We start from the raw sequence: 24,040 nt of genomic DNA on the forward strand, positions 1-24,040 counted from the left end.
TCATTCAGAATAAACCGTGGCCGGCAATCCAATATGGCAGTTTGATGAATTAATCGTGGCAACAGCCTTTGCCTTGACCGTGGTGGTGTCCATCCTGATGGTGGCTAGCACTGCCGCAGCAGTTCCCATCTTGATGTCGACTTTCAGGCTGGTTATGACGCTGGCAGCTATGCTCGCCATCACCTTGGTGATGTCCGCATCCGCAGCCACTAGACTTATGTTCGTGGGAATGAGAGTGTCCATGAGGATGTGGGTCGCCATCCTCGCCTTGCTGAGTATGTTTGTGAGCAAAGTTTGCCGAAGGGCGACCTTGCGATGGGCTGGTTAAACTCTGGCATTGATGTGGGTTGCGCAATATTGACGTGATAGGCTGACGGCTGCTTTGAGTTTGCAGCACCGCAAATTGGTTATCGAGCAGTTTGGCTAAAATTCGCTCGCCGATTTGGCGTACCATGACTTGGGTCGTGCCTTGTTGTTTGAGTAAATCAATCAGGGCATCTTTACCCTGGCAATTGGCATTCAGTGCTGGGTTGGCGATTGTGGCTTTACAGTGGCCATCAGGGTCGAAAAAGGCGAATTGGCGCGCTTTAGTAAAGTGGTTGGCAATTCGGTCGTCATTGATTGGAATAGCAATAATCATCAGTGAACTCCTAAGCATAGTAAGTTGATTATGCCGTTTTATTTTTGGCATATGCTATTTATATGCTTGGTTATTCGCATATGCAAATAAATAATTGGCATATAGTTAAGAGAAAATCAGGCAAAAAGGAATTAAGCTGTTTAGGGCGCGAAGTGCAGTAAATTAAGGCAGAGCAAAGAAAGCGACCAAGATAAAAGCGTGCGGAAAGGGAGCAAGGTTTGTCGAATGTTAGGGCGAAATCTCGCCCCAACTGACAAAGACAATGGATAACGGTGATGACAAGGAAAGGTTAGTCAAGGCGGTGCATCAACAGCGCTTTGCCCTCAGCAAGGCAACCGACCACTTTATAGCGCGCTGATTTCACTAAATTGGCGAGAGTTTGCCGTGACACACCCATTTCAGCGGCGGCTTCTTGCTGCTGCATACCTTTAAGGTCAACCAGTCTTAGCGCTTCAAACTCGTCTGGCGCCAGTTCGACTTTATCGAGTTCGCTCATAGGAATACCGTTAGGTTTGAAACAGCTGTCTGCAGGTGTTCCGCAAATATTACGCGGAATTTTTGGGCGCCCCATATTCTCTCCTAAGCAATTGAACGATTTGGCTGAAGAATAGTAAACCAGTGCGCAAAGCAAAAACAGTGTTATCCGTTTAAGGCCAACTAAGCTGTGAACCTAAGCACTGGATTGAGTGGTGAGCAAATTGACAAGCATGGTTAAAATTTTCGCCAACTGTTTGCTGTATCTGTGTTTTTTATATGATTTAATGATGCAATTAATGGATATCGCGGCCACAAGGAGCCCTTTTATGTACCAAAATTTTCGCGCTGAACTGGACTGGGCGACTCGCCATATGACTCGAACTCAGGCGGCGCTTGAGGCTCTGCCATCACTCAACGGTGTCAAACTTGCCTGCAATATGCACCTTGATTTGAAAATGGCGCCATTTGTGGCGGGCGTATTAGCCAAAGGGGCACAAGTTTTTCTCACTACCTGTAACCCAACTACAGTGCAGAACGAAGTGGTGGAATATTTGCAGCAAAAGGGCGCGAAAGCTCATGCGTGGCGCGATATGAGTGACTCAGATTGGTCGGATTCATTTGATCTCGCATTGGATTGGGCACCAACGCATTTGTGTGAAATGGGCGCCGATCTCACCACACGTTTGCATCAATCAGGGCGCAGCAATCAAATCAAAGCGGGCCTTGAAGCGACAGGGTCTGGAATTAGCCGTTTAGGCGGTGTCACACCGAATTATCCGATCTTTAACTGGGATGATCTGCCTGTCAAAGAGGGGCTGCACAATCGTCATATGGTCGGTTTAACCGCTTGGCACACTTTCTTTCAAACCACGCACTTAACTCTGCATGAAAAAGTGGTGGTGGTGATCGGTTATGGCTTGGTTGGCCAAGGGGTCGCTGCCGCAGCGAAAGCCTATGGCGCTCAAGTGCAAATTGCCGAGCTTGACCGCGCTCGCGCTCTGCAAGCCAAATATGACGGTTGGCCTGTCGTCGCGCTTGATGATGCGGCGCCACATGCCGATGTGATTGCAACGGCAACCGGTGGTCATGATGTGGTTAATGCAGGACATTTAGCCAGTTTAAAAGAGGGCGCGTTTGTGCTTAACGTTGGCCATGTCGCCAAAGAAATCGATGTTGCTTACCTTAAAGCCAATGGCGAGCATAGCCAACCGATGCCGTATGTTGATGCCTATAATGTGGCAGGTAAAACCGTGTACTTGCTGGCAGATGGGTCAATGTTTAACTTAACCGCAGGTTATGGTGACAGCTTGAATGCCTTTGATGTGACGCTTGCGGTAATGACGGCTGGCATCGGCCATATTGTCGGTAGCGGTGAAACCCAGCCCGCTGGGTTGTATTTACTTCCAGAATCAGCCTGGATGCCAGTGTTGTAATTTCAACTTTTAAACGGTTTTTTGGCTTAAATATAAATTGTTAGCCGCTGGGTTTAATTTTAGGATTGTTTAGCGGCTAACCTTCTAATTTTCATAAAATTCCTACTTAAAACTCGCCATCGGTCACCTTGTTTAAATGACACTTCGTGCTACTTTCTAAAGCCTAAATTAACAACGGTTGTGATTGGTTAAATCGGCTAGTGAGGAGTGGTATTTTGATTGTGGCGATAAAGCAGAGCATTGAGCAAAACCCAAAGTTAGAGCGTGGTGTTAGCCTGTTTATTCAGGCGCTAATATTCCTCTCCTTGGTGGCGTTTTCGATTGATACTTTGCCAAACCTTGAGCCACAAACCAAACTTGCTCTCAAGACCTTTGAGCATGTCACGATGGCTATCTTTACAGTCGAATATCTGGTTCGCCTGCTGATTGCGCCTCGCAAACTTAAGTTTGTGTTCTCGTTTTTTGGTTTGGTCGATTTGATTACGATTTTGCCTTTCTATCTTGCCCTAGGGATGGATTTACGGTCACTTCGCGCTTTCAGGCTACTTAGCTTGGTGCGTATTTTTAAGTTGGCACGTTATAACGCGGCGCTTCGTCATTTTCATACCGCGTTTAACATTGCTAAAGAGGAATTGGCATTATTTTTAGCTGCGTCCGTTATCATTTTATATTTGGCAGGTGTGGGGATTTATCACTTCGAATATGCAGCCCAACCCGAAGCATTTAGTTCCGTGTTCCACAGCTTGTGGTGGGCGGTAGCAACACTGACAACGGTGGGATATGGCGACATTTATCCAATCACGGCCGGCGGTAAAATTTTTACTTTCTTTATTCTGATTATTGGCCTTGGTGTTGTAGCGATTCCTGCCGGAATGGTGGCATCAGCGCTGTCTAAAGCGCGGGAACTTGAAGCGAGTGACAAAGAGCAGCCTTAATTGCTTGAATTTTAGCGAATTAAACGAGAAGCTTGGTTGATGTTTTGCAACTCAATAAGCGATTAAAGAATGTCACAATCTCAACTGTTATCTGAACTGGCTCATTTGCCACGTCAACGCGCGCTGATTGACGATATGATGTCGGCGTTCGCCGATAATCCCCATGTGTTGGCTGGCGTATTGGTCGGGTCGCTTGCTGGTGGGCGCGGTGACAGAGTCTCTGATGCCGACGTCCTGTTTTTCACTCAGCCTGATTGCCATCTCACCGAGTGTGACGTCAGCTATACACAATTTGAAGCGGGCAAACATCTTATCTATCAATTGGCGGGGGAGCATTCGGCGCATGCGCGGTTTAAGAAATATATTTTCGATGATTTTACCAGCGCCGAAATTCACTGCTTAGATATCCATGAGCCGTTCGAGTTGTTTCAGCCGTTTACGGTGTTGTTTGATAAAGCCAACGTGATTGCTCCGCGTATGAGTGATAAACCCGCGCCAACCCACGACCAATTTGAACCTTTTATCTATGGTGACCAAGGCTTAACTTGGGAGCTGTTTGATTGCATCAAGTGGCTAAGCCGCGGTAAACATCAATTGGCAAAAGCCTATTTGCAAAGGCTTGGTGATAAATTGGCGCAAGCTAAAGCGAGTGAAGAACAGTGATTGATGTGCCCAAGCTCTCTTTGGTCGCGGTTGAGCAATGCGAGTTTGAGCGGGTGTTTTCCCATTATAAACACGCGCTGTACCACTATATCGATGCAGTGTTTGGCTGGGATGAACATTTCCAGCGTAAAAGGCTTCAAGAGAGTGCTCTGCAAGGTTTTTACTGGGTTGAGAATGGTGACAACCCAGTGGGTTTAGTGTGGTTTAACGTTAATAAAAGCGAACAACATAATGCGCTTCATCTGCATTTGCTGCTGGTATTTTCGAAGTGGCAAAACCAAGGCTTTGGGCAAGAGATTATCAACTTGCTTACAAGCAGCGCCGATCAGCAAGATTTAAAATACCTTACGCTATCGAGTTTTATCGCCAATCAGCGTGCCATCCGTTTTTATCAGCGCCAAGGCTTTGCGGTGGTCGAGCAAGAGACGCATTTTGTCAGCATGCGGCGCTTGCTCTATAAATCGCTCGACAAAGAAAAGGCTTGAGGTTGAGTCTAATCAGTGTGCCTGTGCAACCGCTGGCGATGCATGAATATCGTACGACACCAAATGTGTGCTGTGGACATGCGTAATGGTTTGCGGTTTTACCACTTGCCAAGTTGGACAGCTGTCTAACGGTTCTGACGCCAAAATAATATCGTGACCATGCGATTTGCTAAAAACGGTCGGTGGATGACCGTCGGTGCTGTAGCGCACTAACCAAAACTGCTCGCCATCAGAAATACACATCGATGCTTTGAATGGCAATTCGCCCGCGTGTTTTTCGTCAATAACCGCTTCAATTTCGGCAATCGTATGGCGGATCGCTTCAATAGGATTTTGCCGCAGCCCATTCTTTATCATCAAAAGAAAGATCAATTCACTGTCCGTGGTACCCCGTTTTTGCACATACAGACGCTCGGGTAGGGCGCGTTCCAGCGTGTATTTGACTTTGTTGAAGTCGCCGATTTGCCCGTTATGCAAAAACATCCAGTTATCAAGGATAAACGGATGGCAGTTACTGCGCGCGACTTGGGTACCGGTCGAGGAGCGAATATGTGCCATAAAGCGATGCGAGCGAATATGATGGGTCAACGAGCGTAAGTTTTCATCGCCCCACGCTGGCAGTACCTCATGAAATTGTCCCGGAGTGTCGCGCTCCGTATACCAACCAAGTCCAAACCCATCGGCATTCACTCTGGTGATGGCCTTTCGTGCTTCCAAGCTTTGGTGGACAAGAGAATGTTCCGGTTCATATACGAGCTGATCAAGGTAGATGGGAGATCCCTGATAGGCAAGCCAACGACACATAATACGCTTCCTAAAATAATGGCTGATGCTTCAATAAATCACTTTTATGTGATCTGTGCAATATCCTTTAAATAAATGGTGCTTTTGGCTTTTATTCACAGCCTCAATGCGTAACAAGCGTGTTCGGGAACACATTTCTGGTGAATTATATTGTACAAAGTGAATTCAAAGATTGAGCTGTAATTAATTGTTATGTTATAACATCCACAATTTTGGAGAGTAGAGTTATAACAATGCAATTTTTTATTACTTTTTTACTTATGATCAGTGCGGCGTTTCCCGCGCTTGCCGAGACCGAACCCACTAAAACGAATACTTTGTTATTAAGCGGCAGTTTGGAATTCACCAACATCGATCCCTCATCAAACGGCTATATTTTCACTCGCATGCAAGTGATTGAAACTCTGTTTGATGTCGATGAAAAAGGCACGATTTTACCAAGTTTAGCCACGGGCTATCAGGTCAGTGATGACCTCAAAACATGGACGATACAATTACGTTCTGGGGTTAAATTTCATGATGGTTCAACGCTGGATGCACAAGCAGCAGCTTATAGCCTCAATGTCGCATTGAACAAATATGGTTCGCTGGGCAAAGCCCATGTTGAGTCTATAAAAGCACAGGGTAGCAACACGCTCATTATTACTCTTAATCAACCTTTTGTGAGTTTGCCTGCTGTCCTTGCCAACTATGCTAACGCGATTCTAAGCCGTCATTCTTACGGTACTGACGACAAAGTTGTCAACCTTTATGGCAGTGGCCCTTACACCGTTTATGAGTTGGCGCCACCACACAAACTGACCGTGCAGCGTTTTGGCGACTACTGGGGCAAAAAGGCCAGTATTGAATTCGCAACTTACTTGACTGGGCATCGCGCAGAGAGCCGTGTTTTGCAAGCCAGCAGTGGTCAAGCGGATATCGCCCTTGAACTGCCGCCGGCGAGTTTAATGCGCCTTAAAATGAACCCGCAATTGGCGCTGCATTCGGTATCACTGCCGCGTACTCTTATTCTGAAACTGAATAACGGTCATCCGTTTTTAGATGATGTGAACGCTCGTAAAGCACTTAGCCTTGCGATTGACCGTAAAGGCTTGGCTCGCGCTGTACTGCGTACTCCGGGTTCAGAAAGCGACCAGTTGCTGCCTAAGTCGATGGGTAACTGGCATTTAGATTCGCACCAAGCGCCAGAATATAACCTTGAAAAAGCCCAGCAACTGCTCAAGCAACTGGGTTGGACGCGAAACAGTGACGGCATGCTTGAAAAACAAGGTCAGCCGTTTTACTTAACACTGATTACTTATGCTGACCGCCCAGAGCTCACCAATATTGCGACCGCCTTGCAAGCGCAATGGAAAAAACTCGGCGTGAACCTTCGCGTTGATATTACCAACTCAAGCGCGATTCCTGCAGGTCACCAAGATGGCTCTTTAGATGTCGCTCTGATTGCGCGTAACTACGGTGTCATTCCAGATCCTCTTGCGGTACTTAGCAGTGACTTTGGTCCACAAGGTGGCGATTGGGGGGCGATGAATTGGTCGAATCCGGAACTAAACGAGCTATTTGCGCAGCTAAGCCAGACAACGGATGCGAATGCCTATCGTGAAAAAGCCCAGCGCGCAGCAAAAATCATCGCTGATGAGCTGCCGATTATCGCGATTTCCTCGTATACCAACCAAGTTGCGGTCAATAAACGCGTCAAAGGTTTCCGCTTCGACCCGTTTGGACGCAGTTATTACCTCAATGAGATGGAGTTTTAAGCTCGGTGCTGTCACTCATTTATCATCGTATTTTACAGCTGGTTGCCGTGGTGTTTGGGGTCGGAACGCTGACGTTTATTCTGATGCGTTCTCTGCCAGGTGATATGGCTTATCGCATTGCTGCGAGCCGTTATGGGCAAGATAACGTCAGTGCGGAGGCTGCGGAATTTGTTCGGGCGGAGCTCAACCTCGACCAGTCACCACTCGCCGCATTTGCCAATTGGTTGATGGATTTAGCGCAATTTCGCCTCGGTCACTCACTGGTGAGTGGCGAACCGGTCATCGATACTATCAGCCATCAACTTGGGCATTCACTGCTATTAGCCGTGTGCGGTATTGCGCTGTCGATATTGATTGCGTTTCCGCTTGGTTTACTCAGTGCCAAATGGCCGCGCGGATTTGCGCCGATTGCGGTCATACTTTCGGTACTGTTTCGTTCGTTGCCGGTGTTCGTCATTGGCCTGGTGTTGATTTTATTGTTTGCCCTCAAATGGCAGTGGCTACCGGTTGCAGGCTTTGGTACCCCCATGCACATGATTTTGCCAACGGTAACATTGGCGTTAGCGCTGGCGGCGACGTCAAATCGCATTGTCGCGAAGAGCACGCGCCAAGTGCTCAAAGCGCCGTTTTATCAGTTTTCAATGATGAAAGGCTTGTCGCCGCTGCGTACCTTTAGCCGTCATGGCATGCGCAATATTTTGCTGCCTGTGGTGGCTTATATCGGCGTGCAGTTTATTACCGTGATTGAAGGCATAGTGATGATTGAATCTTTGTTCTCATGGCCAGGGGTTGGGCAGGGATTGGCACACTCAATCTTCGCGCGCGATATCCCAGTAATTCAAGGCACGGCGTTGTGTCTGGGGCTGTTATTCGTGTTGCTTAATACTTGCGTTGATGTGCTGTGTTATTGGATTGATCCACGTGTTAAAGAGGCGAACAACAATGCTTAACTCTCAATCTTTATCACCTGCTAAAGCGCAAAATCCAATCGTTACCTTCCTGGCGTCGACACTGTTTGCCCATCGCTCAAGAGCACTGGGCACTGGGCTGCTTTTATGCTTGGTGACACTGTCACTTGTTGGCTGGTGGCTAGGAGGCGATCCCGCTAATCAAGACCTTGCGTCAGCGCTGATGCCGCCAAGTGCTGAGCACTGGCTTGGCCTTGACCATTACGGACGTAGCATGTTGGCGCGAGTGAGCGAAGCGCTGCGTTTATCGCTCAGTTTGGCGCTATTGTGTGTGATAAGTTCAAGCGTATTTGGCTGCTTACTTGGCGTGCTAGCTGGCTGGTATGGACGCTGGGTAGACAGTGTGATGAGCGTTATCGTCAACATTTTGCTCGCTCTGCCGGGGCTGGTATTTGTGCTTTTGTTTGCTGCCATGCTACCAGGGTCGTTCGCTACCATTTACATTGCGATTTCCTTGGTGCAATGGGTGGAGTATTTTCGTGTCAGTCGTTCGTTGACTCAGTCTTTGGTGGCGAGCCCGGAGATTCAAAATGCGCAGTTACTCGGTTTTGGACGTGGCTATATCTTTATCCATCATATTTGGCCGACGTTACGTGCGCCGATGTTAACAATGGCAGCGTTTGGCGCGGCCAATGCCGTGCTTTACATGGCATCGCTTGGCTTTGTTTATGTCGGTATTCAGCCGCCAGATAGCGAACTCGGACAGATGATTGTTGAACTGTTTCCTTATTACAGTGAAGCGCCTTGGCTACTGGCCCAACCCTTGGTTGTTTTAGCGCTGATGGTGTTGGCATTTCATTTAATGGCAGGAGAGAAACGATGAGTACCTTACTTAGAGTGAATCATCTGACCATTCAGTTTGAAGAGAGAATCTTGCTCGATGATGTCAGCTTAACGCTTAAAAAAGGCGAGCCGCTGGTTATCTTAGGACAAACTGGGTCGGGTAAGAGTCTACTGCTTAAATGGATTATGGCCAGTATCGATGTCAAGCTTCAATCGCGCGGTGAGTGCTTGATTGAAGAGCAGTTGCTTGACGCCAGTCAACGCCGTCTGTTGTGGGGCAGGGAAATGGCAATGCTGGCTCAAGAGCCGATGATGACCTTAGATCCATTGATGAAATCCGGTGAGCAAATTGCTGAAGTGCCGCGTTTTGTTCTTGGTATCAAAGCCAAATTAGCGCGGTTAAAAGCGCGTCAAGAGCTTACCCGTTATGGCTTGGCAAACGCCTACAGTAAACGCGTCGGCGAGCTATCTGGTGGTATGGCCCAGCGCTTAGCCATTTGCGTTTCGACCGCTGCCAATGCGTCGATCATTTTGGCTGATGAGCCGACCAAAGGCTTAGATGTTAAGCGGCGTGATGATGTGGTTGACATGCTTAAAAGCAAAGCCGAGCAAAGTGGTTTGATTGTCGTGACTCATGATGTTGAAGTGGCTGAGCGTTTAGGCGGGCAGATACTGGTACTTCACTATGGAAAAACCATCGAGCAGGGCGATGTTCATCAGGTGCTGAAACATCCGCAGCAAGCGTATACCCAAAGCCTAATTGCGGCGGCGCCAAAGCATTGGTCAAATCAGCGCGCTGAAGTCAGTCATTCAACCCCTATTCTAAAGGTCAACAATGTCGCTATCGAACGGGGTTCGCAGCGTTTATTTGAACAGCTCAGTTTTTCACTCAATAGTGGCGAAATCGTGGGTATTGTTGGTGATAGTGGCTGCGGGAAAAGTAGCCTTGGTGATGCAATATTAGGTCATCTTAAGCTCACCAGCGGCCATATTTGGCGCGCACCAAGCATAAGTAAAACCAAGTGGCTCAAGCTCTATCAAGACCCGTTTAGCTCTTTAGCAAAACATTTAACCCTTGGCAAGATGCTCGATGATTTAGTCACGCTTCATGGCCTAGATACAAGTCGTGTTAAGCCGTTGATGGATAAATTGTCGCTGCGCCAAGCGGTATTAAATGGCACAAGCAGTGAAGTTTCTGGAGGAGAATTGCAGCGCTTTTCGATTCTACGCGCGTTGATGATGGAGCCAACCTTGTTGTTTGCCGATGAACCTACATCAAGGCTTGACCCGATTATCGCCAAAGAAGTGACTTTGCAACTGGCCGAGCTTGCTCGCGAGCAAGGCTGTGGGCTGCTAATTGTTAGCCATGATCCCGATTTGATCGAAAAAATCTCCGATCGGGTGATAAATATCAGCGACTATGCACCAACGCCAAGCGCAGTAAGTTGATGACAACCTTAAGCTGACTCGCGTTTTCATTCGCTTTAGTTACCAGGCCCGCCATTTTGGCGGGCTTTCTATTTTCAATAAACTAACCAATTTTCCGCATTTTTGTGTTTTTGATCACACAAGACTTTACTTAGCCTGCTAAGTAAATTATATTGCTTAGCCTGCTAAGTATTTGAGTGCCTTTATGACGCCTGATTGCCAAAACATCAAAGAATTATCGCTTGTCGAGCAGATGAGTCGTGTGACTCGTTTGTGGAAACATGTTGCTGATCAGGAGCTTGCTCCGCTTGGGTTGACACACTCACGCTGGACAGCGCTTTGGAAGCTAAAACGCCTCGGCGATAAGGTCAGTCAGAAAACCTTGGCTGATGGGCTGGAAATTGAATTGGCGTCATTGATGAGAACATTAAAACAGCTCGAAGAGCAACAATTCATCACTAGGCACTCTTGTGAGCAAGATAAGCGTGTACGCATCGTGTGTTTGACGGAGCAAGGGGAAGAGCTGCTTGAGCAGTTAGAAGAGCGAATTACTCAAGTTCGCCGCAAGCTTTTGCAAAATGTCAGCGACCAAGAGTTTCAAATGATGCGCTCGATTCTAGAAAGAGTCGCTCACAATGCCTCAGATGTACTTAGCCAGTAAGCCACCCAGCATTTAAAGAGAAGTTAAAGTTTATGACCCCAGATCAGAAGTTTGCGCGCTGGATTAAATACTCCTGCGCCATTTTCGTTATTGTATTTGCGTATTTCTTAATTGCCGATTTGGCAATGCCTGTGACACCGCAAGCGATGGCGACTCGCGTAGTCACCAAAATAGCGCCGCGTGTGAGTGGCCAAATTACTCAGATTTATGTTCATAACAACCAAGCGGTCAAAAAAGGCCAAGTGTTGTTTGAAATCGATCCTAAGCAGTACCAACTTGCGGTGCAAAAGGCCAAGCTGAATCTTGAAACTGTTAAGCAAAATAACGCGCAGCTTGATGCATCGATTGCCGCAGCGCGCGCTGATGTGACGGCATCCGAAACCAATTTGGTGCAAAAGCAGCGTGAAGCCAAGCGTTTAGATACGCTATTTGCACGCAAGGGTACATCACAACAACTTCGTGATGATGCGGTCAGTGTTGCTACTTCAGCAAAAGCGAACTTACTGGCGAGCAAAGCACGCTTGCAGCAACTTATCGTCAGCCGCGGCGATACCGGTGAGGACAACATCAATATTCGCGTGGCCCAAAACGAGCTTGATCAAGCCAAATTGAATCTGTCTTACACTAAAGTTGTGGCAGAAAATGATGGCTTTGTGACCAATTTGCAGCTTGAGTCAGGTACGTATACTGCAGCGGGTAACCCTTTGATTGCATTGGTTTCTGACAAAGTCGATGTGATTGCCGATTTTCGTGAAAAGAGCTTGCGTCACTTTGGCGCGCAAAGCAAAGCGCTGATTGCATTCGATAGCAAACCTGGACAAGTGTTTGAAGCTGAAGTCAGCAGCGTTGATGCTGGTGTCAGTGATGGTCAATTTGATGCCAATGGTCGTTTGGCAGCGCCAACCACTTCAAACCGTTGGGTTCGTGATGCGCAGCGTATGCGTATGCACGTGAATCTTGAGCAAAGTGATATCTCCCAAGCGATGCCGGCTGGCTCTCGCGCGAGTGTTCAATTGCTGCCAGACAGTGCGCTGTTTGCTTGGATGGCGCGCATTCAAATCCGTTTGCTGAGCTACCTGCACTACATCTATTAATACGGAGGCAGGATGAAACTTTGGGATCACCCGATGTCTGAGAACGATCTCAGGCAGTGTTTTCGTATTGCTACTGGTGCCACGCTGGGTTTTACCATCAGTAAAATCTTTGGCTGGGATAACGGAGTTTTCTTTACTGTTACACCGATGTTGCTGCTCGGTATGGTACCCGTAATGAGCGCCCACGCCGCGCGCCAATTGATTGCGGCGGCGGTAGTTTGTGCCTTGGAAGTTGGGCTTTTGGGCGGCTATTTTGGTAGCCACCCATTTATGATGACCATGGTGGTGTTTGTGCTGTTTCTTGGCAAGTTTGCCGCCATGTCCAAGGGCAGCTTGTATCTGTTTGGTGCCAACAGTGTCATCAGCTTGAGCATCATGCTGCACTTTGCCAGCTATGACAGTACCGATTTGAACGACCTGATCATGAGCAATTTTATTGCAAACGTCTTGTCGGTGATTATTGCGTATTTGATGATGTTTTTGATTCCAGATGTCGAGCCTCGTCAGCCGCCACCTAGGCCAACAGAGCCGAAAAAATCGCACCGTATGCGACACGAAGCGCTAATGGGTTCAATCATCGCCACACTATCATTTTTAGTGTTTCAGATTTTCGATTTACAAGATTCGATGTCAGCGCAGGCGACCACTTTGCTATTGCTGTTTCCGATGCATTGGAGCGGGGCACTTGGCTACGCTCGCAAACGTGCGATGGGCACGTTAATGGGCGTGAGCTTTGGGATTGTAGCGCAGCTGATTATGTACAACTGGTCTGATTTACTGCTGTTTGTGGTACCGCTGCTGTGGATTGGTTCGATGATCTTTAGCTATATGCACGTCAAAGAGTCGAGCGGTTCAGGTGCGGGTTTTGGCGGACTGACCACAGTGGGCATTTTGTTTGGCCAATACCTAACGCCTGATGGCGATTTAGTTTTCAGTGCTTTGTATCGTGTCAGCAGTGTGCTGTTTGCGATAGTGGTGACGCTGCTGATTACTTACATGGTGCACCTACTGCTGAATCGTTTTGAATCGACGCGTTTTAGCCAGTAACGTTTGGCCTGCCATTTTTATAGCGCATCATACGCACACCCCCTTAAAGGCGGCACTTGTTTTTTGTGCCTATTCTTCAAGTGCTGCCTTTACCCTAAGGGGTATAATCGATAGCAAAACGCCAAGCATGTGCTTGGCGTTTTTCGTATTAATCATTTATTCGTGCATGATTATTCTTGGCTTAGCGCATTGTCGCTAAGTTCTTCATTGTTTAGCTTGCGATCATCAAGTAATAGTGTCATCACAATGGCAGCGATACCGCTAGTGGTGACTGGCGAGCCAAGTACGCTTTGCATCAGTTTCGGCATCTCTTTAACAATGTCCGGTACCAGCATCACGCCCAAACCAACGCCAAATGATACCGCGAGAATCATCAAGTTACGGCGATCAAGCTCTTCGCGGGCGATGATTTTAATTCCTGCTGCGGCCACGGTGCCGAACATGACAAGCGTTGCACCGCCTATCACAGGTTTTGGAATGGTGGTGAGAATGCCGCCAATCACGGGAAACAATCCCAGCACGCATAAAATCAGTGCGACAAAGTAGCCGACATAACGGCTGGCAATACCGGTTAACTGAATCACGCTGTTGTTTTGGCTAAAAGTGGTGTTGGGAAAGGTGTTGAAAATCGCCGCCAGCATAGAATTCACGCCATCGCCCAAAATCCCAGCTTTGATTCGGCTTAAGTATTTCGGGCCCGAAACCGGCTGCTTGGTAAACAGGCAGTTTGCGGTGATGTCGCCCGTCGACTCAATCGCGGTAATCGCGTAAATCACAGCAACGGGCACAAAGGCATACCAGTCGAAATCAAATCCGTACTTAAATGGTACTGGCACGCTGAAAAGTGGTTGATCAAATGCGCCTTGCAAATTCACCATACCCATCAAGGCAGCAATCAAATAACCTACGACCATTCCAACCAGAATGGATGATAAGCGCACCATTAAATTTGCCGAGCGGTTCATCAAAATGATGGTCACAAGGACGACAGCGCCCAGTGCCAGGTTATGCCATTGACCAAAATCCGGGGCTTTCATACCGCCAGCCAGATCGGTCATACCCACTTTGATAAGAGAAATGCCGATGGTGGTCACCACCACACCGGTCACCACTGGAGTGATGATTTTGCGCAGCTTGCCAATAAATTGCGACAGCACGATTTCGATAAACGCGCCGATAAAACACACGCCAAAAATCAGCGCCAGAATCTCATCCGGGCCGCCACCTTTCGATTTAGCAATAAAACCTGCGGCGAGCACCGAGCCGAGAAACGCAAAGCTGGTGCCTTGCACGCAGATCATCCCTGCGCCAATTGGACCAATGCGTCTTGCTTGAATAAAGGTGCCGACCCCAGACACAATCAGCGCCATACTGATGAGGTAAGGAACGTTGGCGCCAAGGCCAAGTACGCCGCCAATTACTAAGGTCGGAGTAATAATGCCGACAAAACTGGCTAATACGTGTTGCAGCCCGGCGTAGAGCGCCGGGATCGTTTCTGGCTTGTCATCCAGCTCGTAAATGAGGTCTTGACTTCCTTGTGCAGACATAAATTTTTCCTGTATACAATATTGTTGACATTGTTGTACCTAATAATAAGCAAGCTGTGTGCCAGCGGTTACAAAATGTTAAATTCCATATTAATTAATAGGTTATTAAAGAAAACTCATTGCCTAATCAACGCTTTTGCACTCTATTAGGGCAGAGTTGCTTCATCGGTGCAGTACGGCGCACAGAGCAAGCTTTGTATACACGAGAGATTTATATACACGCGAAGAGTAAAATCTTGCTGGTCGTTGCGAGGCGATAGATCGCCGCTCGCTGGCATCATATATTCGGCGCTTAAGTACGCTCAGTGGCACATTGGTCTGGAACGCTAATCACGGCTTAGTGTGATTGAGCGTTTAAAGACTATGGCTCTCGCGCCAATTTAAGTCTATAACCTAGTACTGAGCTCAACGATTTTGAGCAAGTTGTAAGTTTAAGAAATGCCTCAATAAACAAACGGAGAACAAAGAATGAGTAACACAGTTGTGATTTATTTTTCCGGTTATGGACATACCAAAAAAGTGGCGGAATCTGTGGCTGAAGGGGCGAGCGCAACGTTAATTGCGATTGATGAAAACGGCGATATTCAAGAGTCAGATTGGCAAGCGCTCGACAGCGCGGATGCGATTATCTTTGGCGCACCAACCTATATGGGTTCTTACCCTTGGCAGTTTAAAAAATTCGCCGATGCGACGTCAAAAGTGTGGTTTACCGGTGGCTGGAAAGACAAAGTATTTGGCGGTTTCAGCAACAGTGCAAGTTTAAACGGCGATAAACAAGTGACGCTTATCAGCATGCAAACTCTTGCGTCTCAACACGGCGGCATCTGGGTGAGTTTGGGTCTGCCACCGGCCAATACGCTTGCTGCAACCCGCAATGATGTTAATAACCTTGGCGCATCGGTTGGGGTGTTAGTGCAATCGCCATCGGATGCAGATGCCAGCGCCATTCCTGCCGGTGATTTAGAAACCGCACGTCTGTATGGCGAGCGTGTTGCTGCCATCGCTGACCGTTTAGGGTAAGTTGCAGCGTTTAATCTCACTTTAAACTTGAAGTGAATTGAACGTTTAAAGTGCATAAAAAAGCCATGCTCACTATCAAGTGCAAGCATGGCTTTTTGCTATTTTAGATCGCTATTGCTTGTTATTTGAGAATGTTATTTCGGTGGGTGGTGCTCAATCCAGTGATGGGCGATCTGTTCACGGGTGGTAATCCACACGTTTTCATGGGACTGAACGTAGTCCAAGAATTTTTTCAGCGCCATAAAGCGGCTCGGCTTACCGATAATTCGACAGTGCAGACCAATATTCATCATCTTAGGTTTACTATCACCTTCTTGATATAGGCAATCAAAGTTCTCTTTTAAATATTGAAAGAACTCTTCGCCGTGGCTAAAGCCGTAAGGCGAGGCGAAGCGCATATCGTTGGTATCCAAAGTGTATGGAATCACTAAGTGCGGGCGAGTTTGCCCTGCAGTGCTTTGCACTTGGGTCCAAAATGGTAGGTCGTCGCCGTAATAATCGGAGTCGTAAAGTAGCCCAGTTTGCTCGGCGACCAATTGACGGGTATTGGGCGAGTCACGCCCGGTGTACCAGCCGATTGGGCGCTTTCCGGTTAAGCGTTCAATGATGTCCAGCGCTTGGCGCATCTGCTCGCGCTCTTGCTCAATGGGCATGTTTTGATAGTGAATCCATTTAAGGCCATGACAGGCAATTTCATGACCATCTTCAACGATGGCTTTCAGCACTTCAGGATTGCGCTCAAGCGCGGTCGCGATACCAAAAATGGTCAACGGTAATTCGCGGCGTTTGAATTCGTTAAGCACGCGCCATACGCCAGCCCGGGAACCGTATTCATACAGCGATTCCATGCTCATATGACGGCCAGGGTAGGGTTCTGCACCGGCAATTTCTGATAGAAATGTTTCTGCGTGCGGGTCACCATGCAGCACACAGTTTTCACCCCCTTCTTCGTAGTTAAGCACAAATTGCAGCGCGATTTTGGCGTTGTTCGGCCAATTGGCATCCGGTACGTTATCGCGGCCATAGCCGATGTAATCGCGAGGGTTGGTTACGTCCATGCTAATCTTCCTTATTTGGTTTGGCTGTGCACGCAAAGAGGCGTGAATCATTCGTTGTTATTGGTTGTCTGTTTTTACGTAAGACTTTAGGTCAATTACGCTTGGCGTTAACGGCTAAAGTGCGCGTAACGGCCGATAAATTTTTTGCTCAGCGGCGAGGCGTACTGGCCACTTTTCGATGTGGTCAAATTGAGATGATTCAATGACTCCGCTAGTTTCACAGCGGCGGTGACACCATCAATCACTGGCACGTTAAGCTCGATGCTGAGTTCGGTGGCGAGGTCCGACATTCCGGCGCAGCCAAGTACAATCGCTTCTGCGCCATCTTGCTCGATAGCAGCGTGGCACTCACGCAGCAGCTGTTGATAGACACTGTGTTCAATGTGCTCAAGGCTTAGCACCGCAATATCGGTGGCGCGCACACCCGAACACAAGTGGGCATAACCGTAGCGCTCAAGAAGATGGTGGGCAGCAGGTAGGGTGCGGCTCATGGTAGTGACCACGCCAAAGCGGTGGGAAATCAAGCTCGCCATTTGAAACGCCGCGCCGGCAATACCAATCACCGGGGCATTGGCCAGTTCGCGCGCCGCATCTATCGATGGGTCGCCAAAGCACGCGATAATGTGCGCATCGACGCCTTGCGCTTCACCTTCTGCAATCACATCTAAAAGCGCGGTGGCGGCAATCGCTTCGTCGAATGCGCATTCAATACTTTCAGGGCCATGCGCGGGGGAGCGTGCGATGATTTCGCTATCAGGTAACGCAACCGCTACCGCGCTGCTGGCAATTTTGTCTGTCATGCCTTGGCAGGTATTGGGGTTTATCAGTTGAATACGCATAGTAACTACTCCGAAAACAGCTTTTGAAAATCGATGTGCCCGTCGCGCTCACCGCGCAGTGATATAGAGGCTTTGATTTGCTTAAGGTGATGGGTCATCCAATGTTTGGCTTGTTCCACGTCGCCTTGGTTAATCAGTTCAATCAAAGCTTGGTGATCCCCGCAATCACAACTGACACTTTCACGAGTGCCGTAAGCGGCGATAACCAGCGACGAGCGATAGCAAAGCTGCTCGATAAACTCCGCCAGTACGGTGTTGTTGCTGTTTTTGGCCAGCTCATAATGAAATTTGGCGGTGAGATGAATGGACTTTGCCAGATCGCCATCGCGGTCGGCCTGCTTTTCATCATGCACCATGGTAATAAAGTGATCAGATAGGCTCGGTGTCCAGTTATCGATGACTTCGGGCAGCAGCAGTGGCTCAAGTAGAATGCGACTGTCGAGCACTTCTTCCGCTTCTTGGCGGCTTGGCCGATTAACGTGAGCGCCTTTATTGGGCTGAATCACCACAAATCGTTCAATGGCAAGGCGTTGTAGCACTTTACGGATACCGGTTCGGCTCACACCAAAGGCTTCAGAAAGCTTATCTTCAGGAAGACGTTCACCTGGCGGCAGTTGATGCTCGACAATTGCTTTAAGCATCTTACGATAAATTCTTTCGTCGTTAGACATGGGGCTCTCTACTTATTGTTGTATACAAACTACCTAAGCAATATGTATACCATTTTGCTTAGTGATTTTTACCCTACTATTTCCAGTAACCACGGTACGAAACGCAAAAACCGCGAAATGCCTTGCACTACCGAGTTGCATTCTTGAACTAATATAGTGCGAATTGCCACCAATGTGGTAGCGATTTCAGCGCTGAATCCTTGCTGTACGGCGATTGCCATGATTGGCACGCTCCTTGTATTTAAGATTGTATACAATGTGCGATAAGGAAATAAACAAATGGAAAAGGAACTCACTCCCAGTGCTCGTTTGAGTAACGCCGATCTGGTTCCCGATAAGGAACAGAAGTGGGGTTGGTACAGCATTTTTGCGTTTTGGATGTCGGATGTGCATAGCGTGGGTGGCTATGTATTTGCGGCAAGCTTGTTTGCGTTAGGGTTAAACGGCATTCAAGTGTTCATCAGCTTATTAGTCGGCATCATGGTGGTGATGCTATTTGCCAACTTAATGGGCAAACCGGGTCAGCAAGCAGGGGTGCCGTTCCCAGTGGTGGCGCGAATGTCGTTTGGTGTGTTTGGCGCTAACATTCCCGCCGTGATTCGCGGTTTGATTGCAGTGGTGTGGTATGGCATTCAAACTTTCTTGGCGTCCAGTTCATTCATCATTTTACTGCTGTACTTTTTTCCGAATATGGCGAGCCTCTCAGAACCAAGCTTTCTCGGTTTGTCTTACCTCGGTTGGATTGGCTTTATTGCCATGTGGGTGCTGCAAGGCATCGTGTTCATGTTTGGTATGGATGCGATTCGCAAAGTGATTGATTGGTCAGGACCAGCGATTTATATCGCGATGTTTGCGCTGTGCATTTATATGATCAATCGCGCCGGTTGGGACAACATCAGCTTTAACCTCAGCTCTGAAAAGCTGGAAGGTTGGGATGCGTTTGTGCAGATGTTTATCGCCTCAGCGCTCGTGGCAGGCTATTTTGCTGGGCCAACGCTTAACTTCAGTGACTTTTCCCGCTACTGCGGCAGTTACCAAAAGCTCAAGTTAGGTAACTGGCTTGGCTTGCCACTTAACTTCTTACTGTTTTCCGTGTTCAGCGTGGTGATTGTGTCGGCATCTATGCCGGTGTTTGGTGAGATGATCACCGATCCTGTCGAAACCGTAAAACGCCTCGATTCCGGTTTTATTACCGTACTTGGCGCGTTAACGTTTATTTTTGCCACTGTAGGCATCAATATCGTCGCCAACTTTGTCGCGCCAGCGTTTGATTTCTCAAACGTGTCGCCGCAAAAAATCAGTTTCAAAGCCGGTGGTTTCATCGCTGCATTTGGCTCGGTACTACTTACGCCATGGAATCTGTTTAACAACCCGGAAGTGATTCATTACACCGTTGATATCCTCGCGGCGATGATTGGCCCACTTTACGGCATCATTTTGGTCGACTATTACGCGGTGAAGAAAGGTGAAATCCATGTGCCTTCTCTCTACACCGAATCGCCGCAAGGCAAATATTGGTATCAAGGCGGAATTAACATCAAGAGTGTCTACGCTTTGGTGTTTGCCGGCATTGTCGCGCTCTTCTCGACGTTTGTTTTCAGTCAGTTAGCCAATTACTCACTGTTTATTGGCGGAATCGTCGCTGCGGTCAGTTATCGCTATCTGATGCAGAGCGAGCCAACTTGGCGACCAGAGATGAGCGTATCGAAACCAAAAGTGTAGTTAATGAGATCTAGGCCTACTTTACGGTGGGCCGTTTTGCCGTGAAAGAGAAAATCGTTGATAATGTTACGATTGCACCATTTATGTTCATGGCTGCACCATAAGTTTCATTTTATGGTTTCTCTTTTGATTTATAAATCCGCACTGACTGTTAAGTTACTAGATTCATTGCGGTTTTTATTTTGCTTTAACTTGGCGCGAACGTTGCTAATGAGATAGTCGTTGTTTCAAACGTTTCATGTCAAAAGGAGATTTAGAGTGAACATGATGAAAACAATCTCAGGGGTTTTTCTGACGCTTGGGTTACTGGTGGGTGCTAGCACCGCGCACGCGGACAAGTTAGACACAGTGCAAAGCAAAGGTGTATTGAAAGTGGCGGTGCCCCAAGATTTTCCACCATTTGGTTCTGTGGGTACCGATCTTCAGCCGCACGGTTACGACATCGACATGGCAGGCTATTTGGCCAAGCAGTTGAATGTGAAATTGGAGTTGGTGCCAGTCACCAGTGCCAACCGCATTCCTTACTTGCAAACCGGTAAAGTGGATTTGGTGATTTCTAGCATGGGTAAAAACCCAGAACGTGAAAAAGCCATCGATTTTACCAAAGCGTACGCACCGTTCTATTTAGGCGTGTTTGGTCAAAGCTCGGAAAAAGTGTCGTCACCAAAAGATTTGGCGGGCAAAACCATCGGCGTTACACGCGGCTCGGTTGAAGATTTGGAGCTGAGCAAATTGGCGCCAAGCGATGCGGTTATTAAGCGCTTTGAAGACAATAACGCGACGCTGTCTTCTTATTTGTCAGGTCAAGTGAGCTTGATTGCGACGGGTAACTTAGTTGTGACGGAAATTGCGACACGTTTCCCGGCTAAAGCGCCAGAAACCAAGTTCTTAATTAAGAACTCACCATGTTACGTGGGCGTGGCGAAAGGCGAAACTGCGCTACTGGATAAAGTCAATACGCTGATCGACAAAGCAAAACAAGATGGCGTGCTAGAAGGCTTCTCTCAGAAGTGGCTTAAAGCGCCGTTTCCTAAAGACTTAGGTGCATAAGGCGTAAGGGCTGTTATGAGTTACCAACTGGACTTTAGTGGTTTAACTCCCTACCTGCCACAGTTTGTGGCAGGGTTGGGCACCACAGTAGAGCTCACGGTGCTATCGACGGTTTCGGGTTTGCTGCTCGGCACTTTGTGCGCGGCAGCAAAAACCAGCCAGGCAACGTGGCTACGAGTGCTGTGTAGCGGTTACATCGAAGTGATTCGCAACACACCGTTTATTGTGCAATTGTTCTTTATCTTTTTTGGTTTGCCAGCTCTTGGCGTAAAACTGTCGGCTTGGGAAGCGGGCTTTATTGCGTTGGTGGTTAACTTGGGTGCTTATTCGGCGGAAATCATTCGCGCTGGGATTGAAGCGACGCCAAAAGGGCAGTGGGAAGCGGGTAAAACGCTCGGCTTAACCCGTCGCCAAATTTTTGTCCGTATCGTGCTACCGCCTGCGTATCAGCGCGTTTATCCGGCGGTGGTCAGTCAGTGCATTATTGTCATGCTCGGTTCATCGGTGGTATCGCAAATTTCGGTCGAAGATCTGACCTTTGCCGCCAACTTTGTGCAATCGCGCAGCTTTTTAAGCTTTGAGTCTTACATGGTGACGGCGGCGATTTATCTGGTACTGGCGATTGTGATGCGCCAATGTTTTGCGCTGATTAAGCGTATGACGTTTAAGAACCCATCGCTGTAGGAGCCGCTATTATGATGCAATTTACTGATTGGGATATTTTACGCAGTTTGCTGCTGGCGGCGCGTTGGACGATTGTATTGTCGCTGATTGCGTTTGTGTGCGGTGGCTTGATTGGTTTGCTGCTCACTGTTCTGCGCAGCACCAAAAATCCGTTTTTTACTTGGCTAATTAAGCTGTATGTCGAGATTTTCCAGGGCACGCCGCTGCTAATGCAGCTGTTTTTGGCCTTTTTTGGCTTGTCGCTTATCGGCATCGAAGTCAGCGCCTGGACCGCTGCAATTTTGTCGCTCACGCTGTTTAGCAGCGCGTTTTTTCATGACATTTGGCGCGGTTGTATTGAATCGCTCCCCAAAGGTCAGTGGGAAGCATGTCGCACCATGGGATTGAGCTATTTACAAAGCATGCGCTACGTTATTGCGCCGCAAGCCGCGCGCCTTGCCATTGCGCCAACTGTGGGGTTTTCGGTGCAGATTGTCAAAGGCACTGCGCTGGCGTCGATCATTGGGTTTGTCGAGCTCACGAAAGCTGGCACCATGCTCAACAATGCGACCTTTCAACCGTTTAAAGTGTTCGCCTTGGTGGCACTACTGTATTTCGTTATTTGCTATCCGCTTTCTGCGCTAGCCCGTTATTTGGAGACACGCAATCATGTCGCTCGTTAGTGTTGAACAAGTCCATAAATATTATGGTGAAAACCACGTACTGAAAGGCGTGGATCTGAAAGTCAAACCGGGCGAAGTGGTGTCGATCATCGGTCGCAGTGGCTCGGGTAAAAGTACCTTGCTACGCTGCATGAATGGTTTGGAAACCTATCAGCAAGGCGTGATCATCGTCGATAACCAAGCGGTGGAAGACGACGAATACAAACTGCGATTACTAAGTCGTAGCGTTGGCATGGTTTTCCAAAGCTTTAACCTGTTTCCGCATATGACGGTTGGCGAGAACGTGATGCTCGCGCCGAAATTGGTGCTGAAAAAAGACGCCGCCGAGTGCGAAACGCTTGCTCGTGAATTGCTTGAAAAAGTAGGGCTTTCGGATAAATTCGACGCATACCCTGCCAATTTATCCGGCGGTCAGCAGCAACGTGTGGCGATTGCCCGTTCGCTGGCAATGAACCCCAAAGTGCTGCTGTGCGATGAAATTACCTCGGCGCTCGACCCGGAATTGGTGGGCGAGGTGCTCAAAGTGCTCGAACAGCTCAAAGCCGAAGGCATGACGCTGATTTTGGTCACGCATGAGATGAACTTTGCTCGCGATGTCGGCGATCGCGTCGTGTTTATGAACCAAGGTAAAGTGTGGGAAACCGGCCCAAGCGATGAGGTATTTGCCAATCCGCAAACCCCAGAGCTGCAAGGTTTTCTTTCTGCGGTGCGCTAAGCGCGCCGCTCATTAATTGATGGAGTTTGAATGACTAACAGTTCGCACTCTCTGAGTGAACGTATTCGCCAGCATTATCCACGTCTAACGCAGAGCAGTCAGCGTGTGGCGGATTATTTGCAGCTCAATCCGGAAAAGATTTTGATTCTGTCCACCGGCGAAATCGCTCAGGCGTGTAATGTGTCAAAAACCAGTGTCAGCCGCTTTATTCGCCAACTGGGCTATGACGATCATCTGGCCCTGCGCCAAGAGTTAATGAGTGAACGTGATAAAGGCGTGCCGGTATTAACCTCTAATGTCGAAGATCCGGATATTCAGCATGATATGCGCGCCCTTGAGCAGCTTTGGGCGCAGCTTACCACAATGGACTCAAGCGGTTTGATTCAGGCTATCGCCAGTGCGAAAACCGTTAAAATCATCGGCTATCGCAACAGTTATCCGCTGGCGATGCATTTTCGTCAGCAGCTGATGCAGTGCCGTTCAAACGTTGAATTGTTGCCCGTTCCGGGCCAAACATTGGCAGAAGATTTAATTAATGTCAGTGCCGATGACTTTGTGATTTTGGTTGGTATTCGCCGCCGCGTAAGTCAATTTGACCACATTGTTGAGCAGCTTAAATCTCAGCGTACGCTGTTGATTACCGACCAATCAGGGCAGAAATACGCAGACCGCGTTAGCCATGTGATGATCTGTCATATGAACAACCAATCGCCGCTCGACAGCTATGCGGTGCCAATGAGCCTGATTTCTTATTTAGTGAACAAAGTATACCGTTACCTCGGCCAAGATGCGGTTAAACTCAGCCAACGCATTAGCGAGCAGTATGCTTTGATGCATGAAATTGAATGATCACGCCACAAACCGTGATCTGAAACGTTAAATGAATCGACAATAAAT

The 24,040-nt window shown here is 48.2% G+C and carries 26 protein-coding genes; 18 read left to right on the forward strand and 8 right to left on the reverse strand.

Annotated elements, in window-relative coordinates:
* Positions 1 to 49 precede the first annotated feature (49 nt).
* Together BLS03_RS15860 and BLS03_RS15865 are read right to left on the reverse strand one after the other, a co-directional pair.
* Entirely contained in the window at positions 50 to 640 is a 591-nt protein-coding gene (locus BLS03_RS15860; protein WP_176765615.1) for a NifB/NifX family molybdenum-iron cluster-binding protein, read from the reverse strand.
* Positions 641 to 929: 289 nt separating this feature from the next.
* Positions 930 to 1,211 (reverse strand): DUF134 domain-containing protein, encoded by a 282-nt coding sequence (locus tag BLS03_RS15865; protein ID WP_093276066.1) that lies wholly within the window; start codon positions 1,209 to 1,211, stop codon positions 930 to 932.
* Between the two features lie 232 nt (positions 1,212 to 1,443).
* Here BLS03_RS15865 and BLS03_RS15870 point away from each other — a divergent pair, with 232 nt between their 5' ends.
* The 4 genes from BLS03_RS15870 to BLS03_RS15885 all read left to right on the forward strand — a co-directional run bounded on the left by BLS03_RS15870 (position 1,444) and on the right by BLS03_RS15885 (position 4,633).
* Positions 1,444 to 2,550, forward strand: a complete 1,107-nt coding sequence (locus BLS03_RS15870) for an adenosylhomocysteinase (protein WP_093276069.1) — start codon at positions 1,444 to 1,446, stop codon at positions 2,548 to 2,550.
* A gap of 221 nt (positions 2,551 to 2,771) precedes the next feature.
* Positions 2,772 to 3,485, forward strand: a complete 714-nt coding sequence (locus tag BLS03_RS15875) for an ion transporter (protein ID WP_245696718.1) — start codon at positions 2,772 to 2,774, stop codon at positions 3,483 to 3,485.
* A 69-nt stretch (positions 3,486 to 3,554) separates the two neighbouring features.
* The gene (locus BLS03_RS15880; RefSeq protein ID WP_093276073.1) at positions 3,555 to 4,148 is read left to right on the forward strand and encodes a hypothetical protein; all 594 of its coding nucleotides are present in this window, start codon (positions 3,555 to 3,557) and stop codon (positions 4,146 to 4,148) included.
* Positions 4,145 to 4,633 carry a GNAT family N-acetyltransferase gene (locus tag BLS03_RS15885; protein WP_093276075.1) on the forward strand — a complete coding sequence of 163 codons (489 nt, stop codon included), beginning with the start codon at positions 4,145 to 4,147 and terminating at the stop codon, positions 4,631 to 4,633. Before BLS03_RS15880 ends, BLS03_RS15885 begins: the two co-directional genes overlap by 4 nt.
* Positions 4,634 to 4,645: 12 nt before the next feature.
* Here the strand turns inward: BLS03_RS15885 and BLS03_RS15890 are convergent, their stop codons facing one another.
* Complete coding sequence (locus tag BLS03_RS15890; RefSeq protein WP_093276078.1) at positions 4,646 to 5,437, reverse strand: class II glutamine amidotransferase; 792 nt, start codon at positions 5,435 to 5,437, stop codon at positions 4,646 to 4,648.
* Positions 5,438 to 5,670: 233 nt separating this feature from the next.
* Here BLS03_RS15890 and BLS03_RS15895 point away from each other — a divergent pair, with 233 nt between their 5' ends.
* From BLS03_RS15895 to BLS03_RS15925, 7 genes are all read left to right on the forward strand, one after another.
* On the forward strand, positions 5,671 to 7,194 hold the full coding sequence (locus BLS03_RS15895) for an ABC transporter substrate-binding protein (protein WP_093276081.1): 1,524 nt from the start codon (positions 5,671 to 5,673) through the stop codon (positions 7,192 to 7,194).
* Between the two features lie 5 nt (positions 7,195 to 7,199).
* Positions 7,200 to 8,144: an ABC transporter permease gene (locus tag BLS03_RS15900; protein WP_093276084.1), complete on the forward strand. Its 945-nt coding sequence runs from the start codon at positions 7,200 to 7,202 to the stop codon at positions 8,142 to 8,144.
* On the forward strand, positions 8,137 to 8,985 hold the full coding sequence (locus BLS03_RS15905; protein WP_093276087.1) for an ABC transporter permease: 849 nt from the start codon (positions 8,137 to 8,139) through the stop codon (positions 8,983 to 8,985). The genes BLS03_RS15900 and BLS03_RS15905 overlap by 8 nt, the downstream gene beginning before the upstream one ends.
* On the forward strand, positions 8,982 to 10,394 hold the full coding sequence (locus BLS03_RS15910) for an ABC transporter ATP-binding protein (RefSeq protein ID WP_093276090.1): 1,413 nt from the start codon (positions 8,982 to 8,984) through the stop codon (positions 10,392 to 10,394). The genes BLS03_RS15905 and BLS03_RS15910 overlap by 4 nt, the downstream gene beginning before the upstream one ends.
* Positions 10,395 to 10,578: 184 nt before the next feature.
* Entirely contained in the window at positions 10,579 to 11,034 is a 456-nt protein-coding gene (locus BLS03_RS15915; protein WP_093276092.1) for a MarR family transcriptional regulator, read from the forward strand.
* Positions 11,035 to 11,066: 32 nt separating this feature from the next.
* Positions 11,067 to 12,128: an HlyD family secretion protein gene (locus tag BLS03_RS15920; protein WP_093276094.1), complete on the forward strand. Its 1,062-nt coding sequence runs from the start codon at positions 11,067 to 11,069 to the stop codon at positions 12,126 to 12,128.
* Between the two features lie 12 nt (positions 12,129 to 12,140).
* Positions 12,141 to 13,175, forward strand: coding sequence for a DUF2955 domain-containing protein (locus BLS03_RS15925; protein WP_093276097.1), 1,035 nt, complete (start codon positions 12,141 to 12,143; stop codon positions 13,173 to 13,175).
* Between the two features lie 170 nt (positions 13,176 to 13,345).
* On the opposite strand, the gene BLS03_RS15930 is transcribed toward BLS03_RS15925, so the two are convergent.
* Positions 13,346 to 14,722 (reverse strand): nucleobase:cation symporter-2 family protein, encoded by a 1,377-nt coding sequence (locus BLS03_RS15930; RefSeq protein WP_093276099.1) that lies wholly within the window; start codon positions 14,720 to 14,722, stop codon positions 13,346 to 13,348.
* Between the two features lie 468 nt (positions 14,723 to 15,190).
* On the opposite strand from BLS03_RS15930, the gene BLS03_RS15935 reads away from it, so the two are divergent.
* Positions 15,191 to 15,742, forward strand: coding sequence for a flavodoxin family protein (locus tag BLS03_RS15935; RefSeq protein WP_093276102.1), 552 nt, complete (start codon positions 15,191 to 15,193; stop codon positions 15,740 to 15,742).
* 134 nt (positions 15,743 to 15,876) lie between these two features.
* On the opposite strand, the gene puuE is transcribed toward BLS03_RS15935, so the two are convergent.
* From puuE to BLS03_RS25680, 4 genes are all read right to left on the reverse strand, one after another.
* Entirely contained in the window at positions 15,877 to 16,800 is a 924-nt protein-coding gene (gene puuE / locus BLS03_RS15940) for an allantoinase PuuE (protein WP_093276104.1), read from the reverse strand.
* Positions 16,801 to 16,907: 107 nt separating this feature from the next.
* Positions 16,908 to 17,639, reverse strand: coding sequence for an aspartate/glutamate racemase family protein (locus tag BLS03_RS15945; RefSeq protein ID WP_093276106.1), 732 nt, complete (start codon positions 17,637 to 17,639; stop codon positions 16,908 to 16,910).
* A gap of 5 nt (positions 17,640 to 17,644) precedes the next feature.
* Complete coding sequence (locus tag BLS03_RS15950; protein ID WP_093276108.1) at positions 17,645 to 18,310, reverse strand: GntR family transcriptional regulator; 666 nt, start codon at positions 18,308 to 18,310, stop codon at positions 17,645 to 17,647.
* A gap of 68 nt (positions 18,311 to 18,378) precedes the next feature.
* Entirely contained in the window at positions 18,379 to 18,531 is a 153-nt protein-coding gene (locus BLS03_RS25680; RefSeq protein ID WP_176765616.1) for a hypothetical protein, read from the reverse strand.
* Between the two features lie 58 nt (positions 18,532 to 18,589).
* On the opposite strand from BLS03_RS25680, the gene BLS03_RS15955 reads away from it, so the two are divergent.
* From BLS03_RS15955 to BLS03_RS15980, 6 genes are all read left to right on the forward strand, one after another.
* Positions 18,590 to 20,032, forward strand: a complete 1,443-nt coding sequence (locus BLS03_RS15955; protein ID WP_093276110.1) for an NCS1 family nucleobase:cation symporter-1 — start codon at positions 18,590 to 18,592, stop codon at positions 20,030 to 20,032.
* A gap of 264 nt (positions 20,033 to 20,296) precedes the next feature.
* Positions 20,297 to 21,082: a transporter substrate-binding domain-containing protein gene (locus BLS03_RS15960; protein WP_093276146.1), complete on the forward strand. Its 786-nt coding sequence runs from the start codon at positions 20,297 to 20,299 to the stop codon at positions 21,080 to 21,082.
* Between the two features lie 15 nt (positions 21,083 to 21,097).
* Positions 21,098 to 21,766 (forward strand): amino acid ABC transporter permease, encoded by a 669-nt coding sequence (locus tag BLS03_RS15965; protein ID WP_093276112.1) that lies wholly within the window; start codon positions 21,098 to 21,100, stop codon positions 21,764 to 21,766.
* Positions 21,767 to 21,777: 11 nt separating this feature from the next.
* Positions 21,778 to 22,428, forward strand: a complete 651-nt coding sequence (locus BLS03_RS15970; RefSeq protein WP_093276114.1) for an amino acid ABC transporter permease — start codon at positions 21,778 to 21,780, stop codon at positions 22,426 to 22,428.
* A complete protein-coding gene (locus BLS03_RS15975) occupies positions 22,415 to 23,143 on the forward strand; it encodes an amino acid ABC transporter ATP-binding protein (protein WP_093276116.1) in 729 nt (242 codons plus the stop codon). The genes BLS03_RS15970 and BLS03_RS15975 overlap by 14 nt, the downstream gene beginning before the upstream one ends.
* Before the next feature lie 30 nt (positions 23,144 to 23,173).
* Positions 23,174 to 23,992 (forward strand): MurR/RpiR family transcriptional regulator, encoded by an 819-nt coding sequence (locus BLS03_RS15980; protein WP_093276118.1) that lies wholly within the window; start codon positions 23,174 to 23,176, stop codon positions 23,990 to 23,992.
* Positions 23,993 to 24,040 lie beyond the last annotated feature (48 nt).

The sequence above is a fragment of the Vibrio xiamenensis genome, from assembly GCF_900100015.1.
GTDB classification, from domain to species: Bacteria; Pseudomonadota; Gammaproteobacteria; order Enterobacterales; family Vibrionaceae; genus Vibrio; species Vibrio xiamenensis.

Coding starts and splice junctions, on each gene's coding strand:
- BLS03_RS15860 (WP_176765615.1), bottom strand. CDS start 640: ATGATTATTGCTATTCCAATCAATGACGACCGAATTGCCAACCACTTT.
- BLS03_RS15865 (WP_093276066.1), bottom strand. CDS start 1,211: ATGGGGCGCCCAAAAATTCCGCGTAATATTTGCGGAACACCTGCAGAC.
- BLS03_RS15870 (WP_093276069.1), top strand. CDS start 1,444: ATGTACCAAAATTTTCGCGCTGAACTGGACTGGGCGACTCGCCATATG.
- BLS03_RS15880 (WP_093276073.1), top strand. CDS start 3,555: ATGTCACAATCTCAACTGTTATCTGAACTGGCTCATTTGCCACGTCAA.
- BLS03_RS15890 (WP_093276078.1), bottom strand. CDS start 5,437: ATGTGTCGTTGGCTTGCCTATCAGGGATCTCCCATCTACCTTGATCAG.
- BLS03_RS15895 (WP_093276081.1), top strand. CDS start 5,671: ATGCAATTTTTTATTACTTTTTTACTTATGATCAGTGCGGCGTTTCCC.
- BLS03_RS15905 (WP_093276087.1), top strand. CDS start 8,137: ATGCTTAACTCTCAATCTTTATCACCTGCTAAAGCGCAAAATCCAATC.
- BLS03_RS15910 (WP_093276090.1), top strand. CDS start 8,982: ATGAGTACCTTACTTAGAGTGAATCATCTGACCATTCAGTTTGAAGAG.
- BLS03_RS15915 (WP_093276092.1), top strand. CDS start 10,579: ATGACGCCTGATTGCCAAAACATCAAAGAATTATCGCTTGTCGAGCAG.
- BLS03_RS15920 (WP_093276094.1), top strand. CDS start 11,067: ATGACCCCAGATCAGAAGTTTGCGCGCTGGATTAAATACTCCTGCGCC.
- BLS03_RS15925 (WP_093276097.1), top strand. CDS start 12,141: ATGAAACTTTGGGATCACCCGATGTCTGAGAACGATCTCAGGCAGTGT.
- BLS03_RS15930 (WP_093276099.1), bottom strand. CDS start 14,722: ATGTCTGCACAAGGAAGTCAAGACCTCATTTACGAGCTGGATGACAAG.
- BLS03_RS15935 (WP_093276102.1), top strand. CDS start 15,191: ATGAGTAACACAGTTGTGATTTATTTTTCCGGTTATGGACATACCAAA.
- puuE (WP_093276104.1), bottom strand. CDS start 16,800: ATGGACGTAACCAACCCTCGCGATTACATCGGCTATGGCCGCGATAAC.
- BLS03_RS15945 (WP_093276106.1), bottom strand. CDS start 17,639: ATGCGTATTCAACTGATAAACCCCAATACCTGCCAAGGCATGACAGAC.
- BLS03_RS15950 (WP_093276108.1), bottom strand. CDS start 18,310: ATGTCTAACGACGAAAGAATTTATCGTAAGATGCTTAAAGCAATTGTC.
- BLS03_RS25680 (WP_176765616.1), bottom strand. CDS start 18,531: ATGGCAATCGCCGTACAGCAAGGATTCAGCGCTGAAATCGCTACCACA.
- BLS03_RS15955 (WP_093276110.1), top strand. CDS start 18,590: ATGGAAAAGGAACTCACTCCCAGTGCTCGTTTGAGTAACGCCGATCTG.
- BLS03_RS15960 (WP_093276146.1), top strand. CDS start 20,297: ATGATGAAAACAATCTCAGGGGTTTTTCTGACGCTTGGGTTACTGGTG.
- BLS03_RS15965 (WP_093276112.1), top strand. CDS start 21,098: ATGAGTTACCAACTGGACTTTAGTGGTTTAACTCCCTACCTGCCACAG.
- BLS03_RS15970 (WP_093276114.1), top strand. CDS start 21,778: ATGATGCAATTTACTGATTGGGATATTTTACGCAGTTTGCTGCTGGCG.
- BLS03_RS15975 (WP_093276116.1), top strand. CDS start 22,415: ATGTCGCTCGTTAGTGTTGAACAAGTCCATAAATATTATGGTGAAAAC.
- BLS03_RS15980 (WP_093276118.1), top strand. CDS start 23,174: ATGACTAACAGTTCGCACTCTCTGAGTGAACGTATTCGCCAGCATTAT.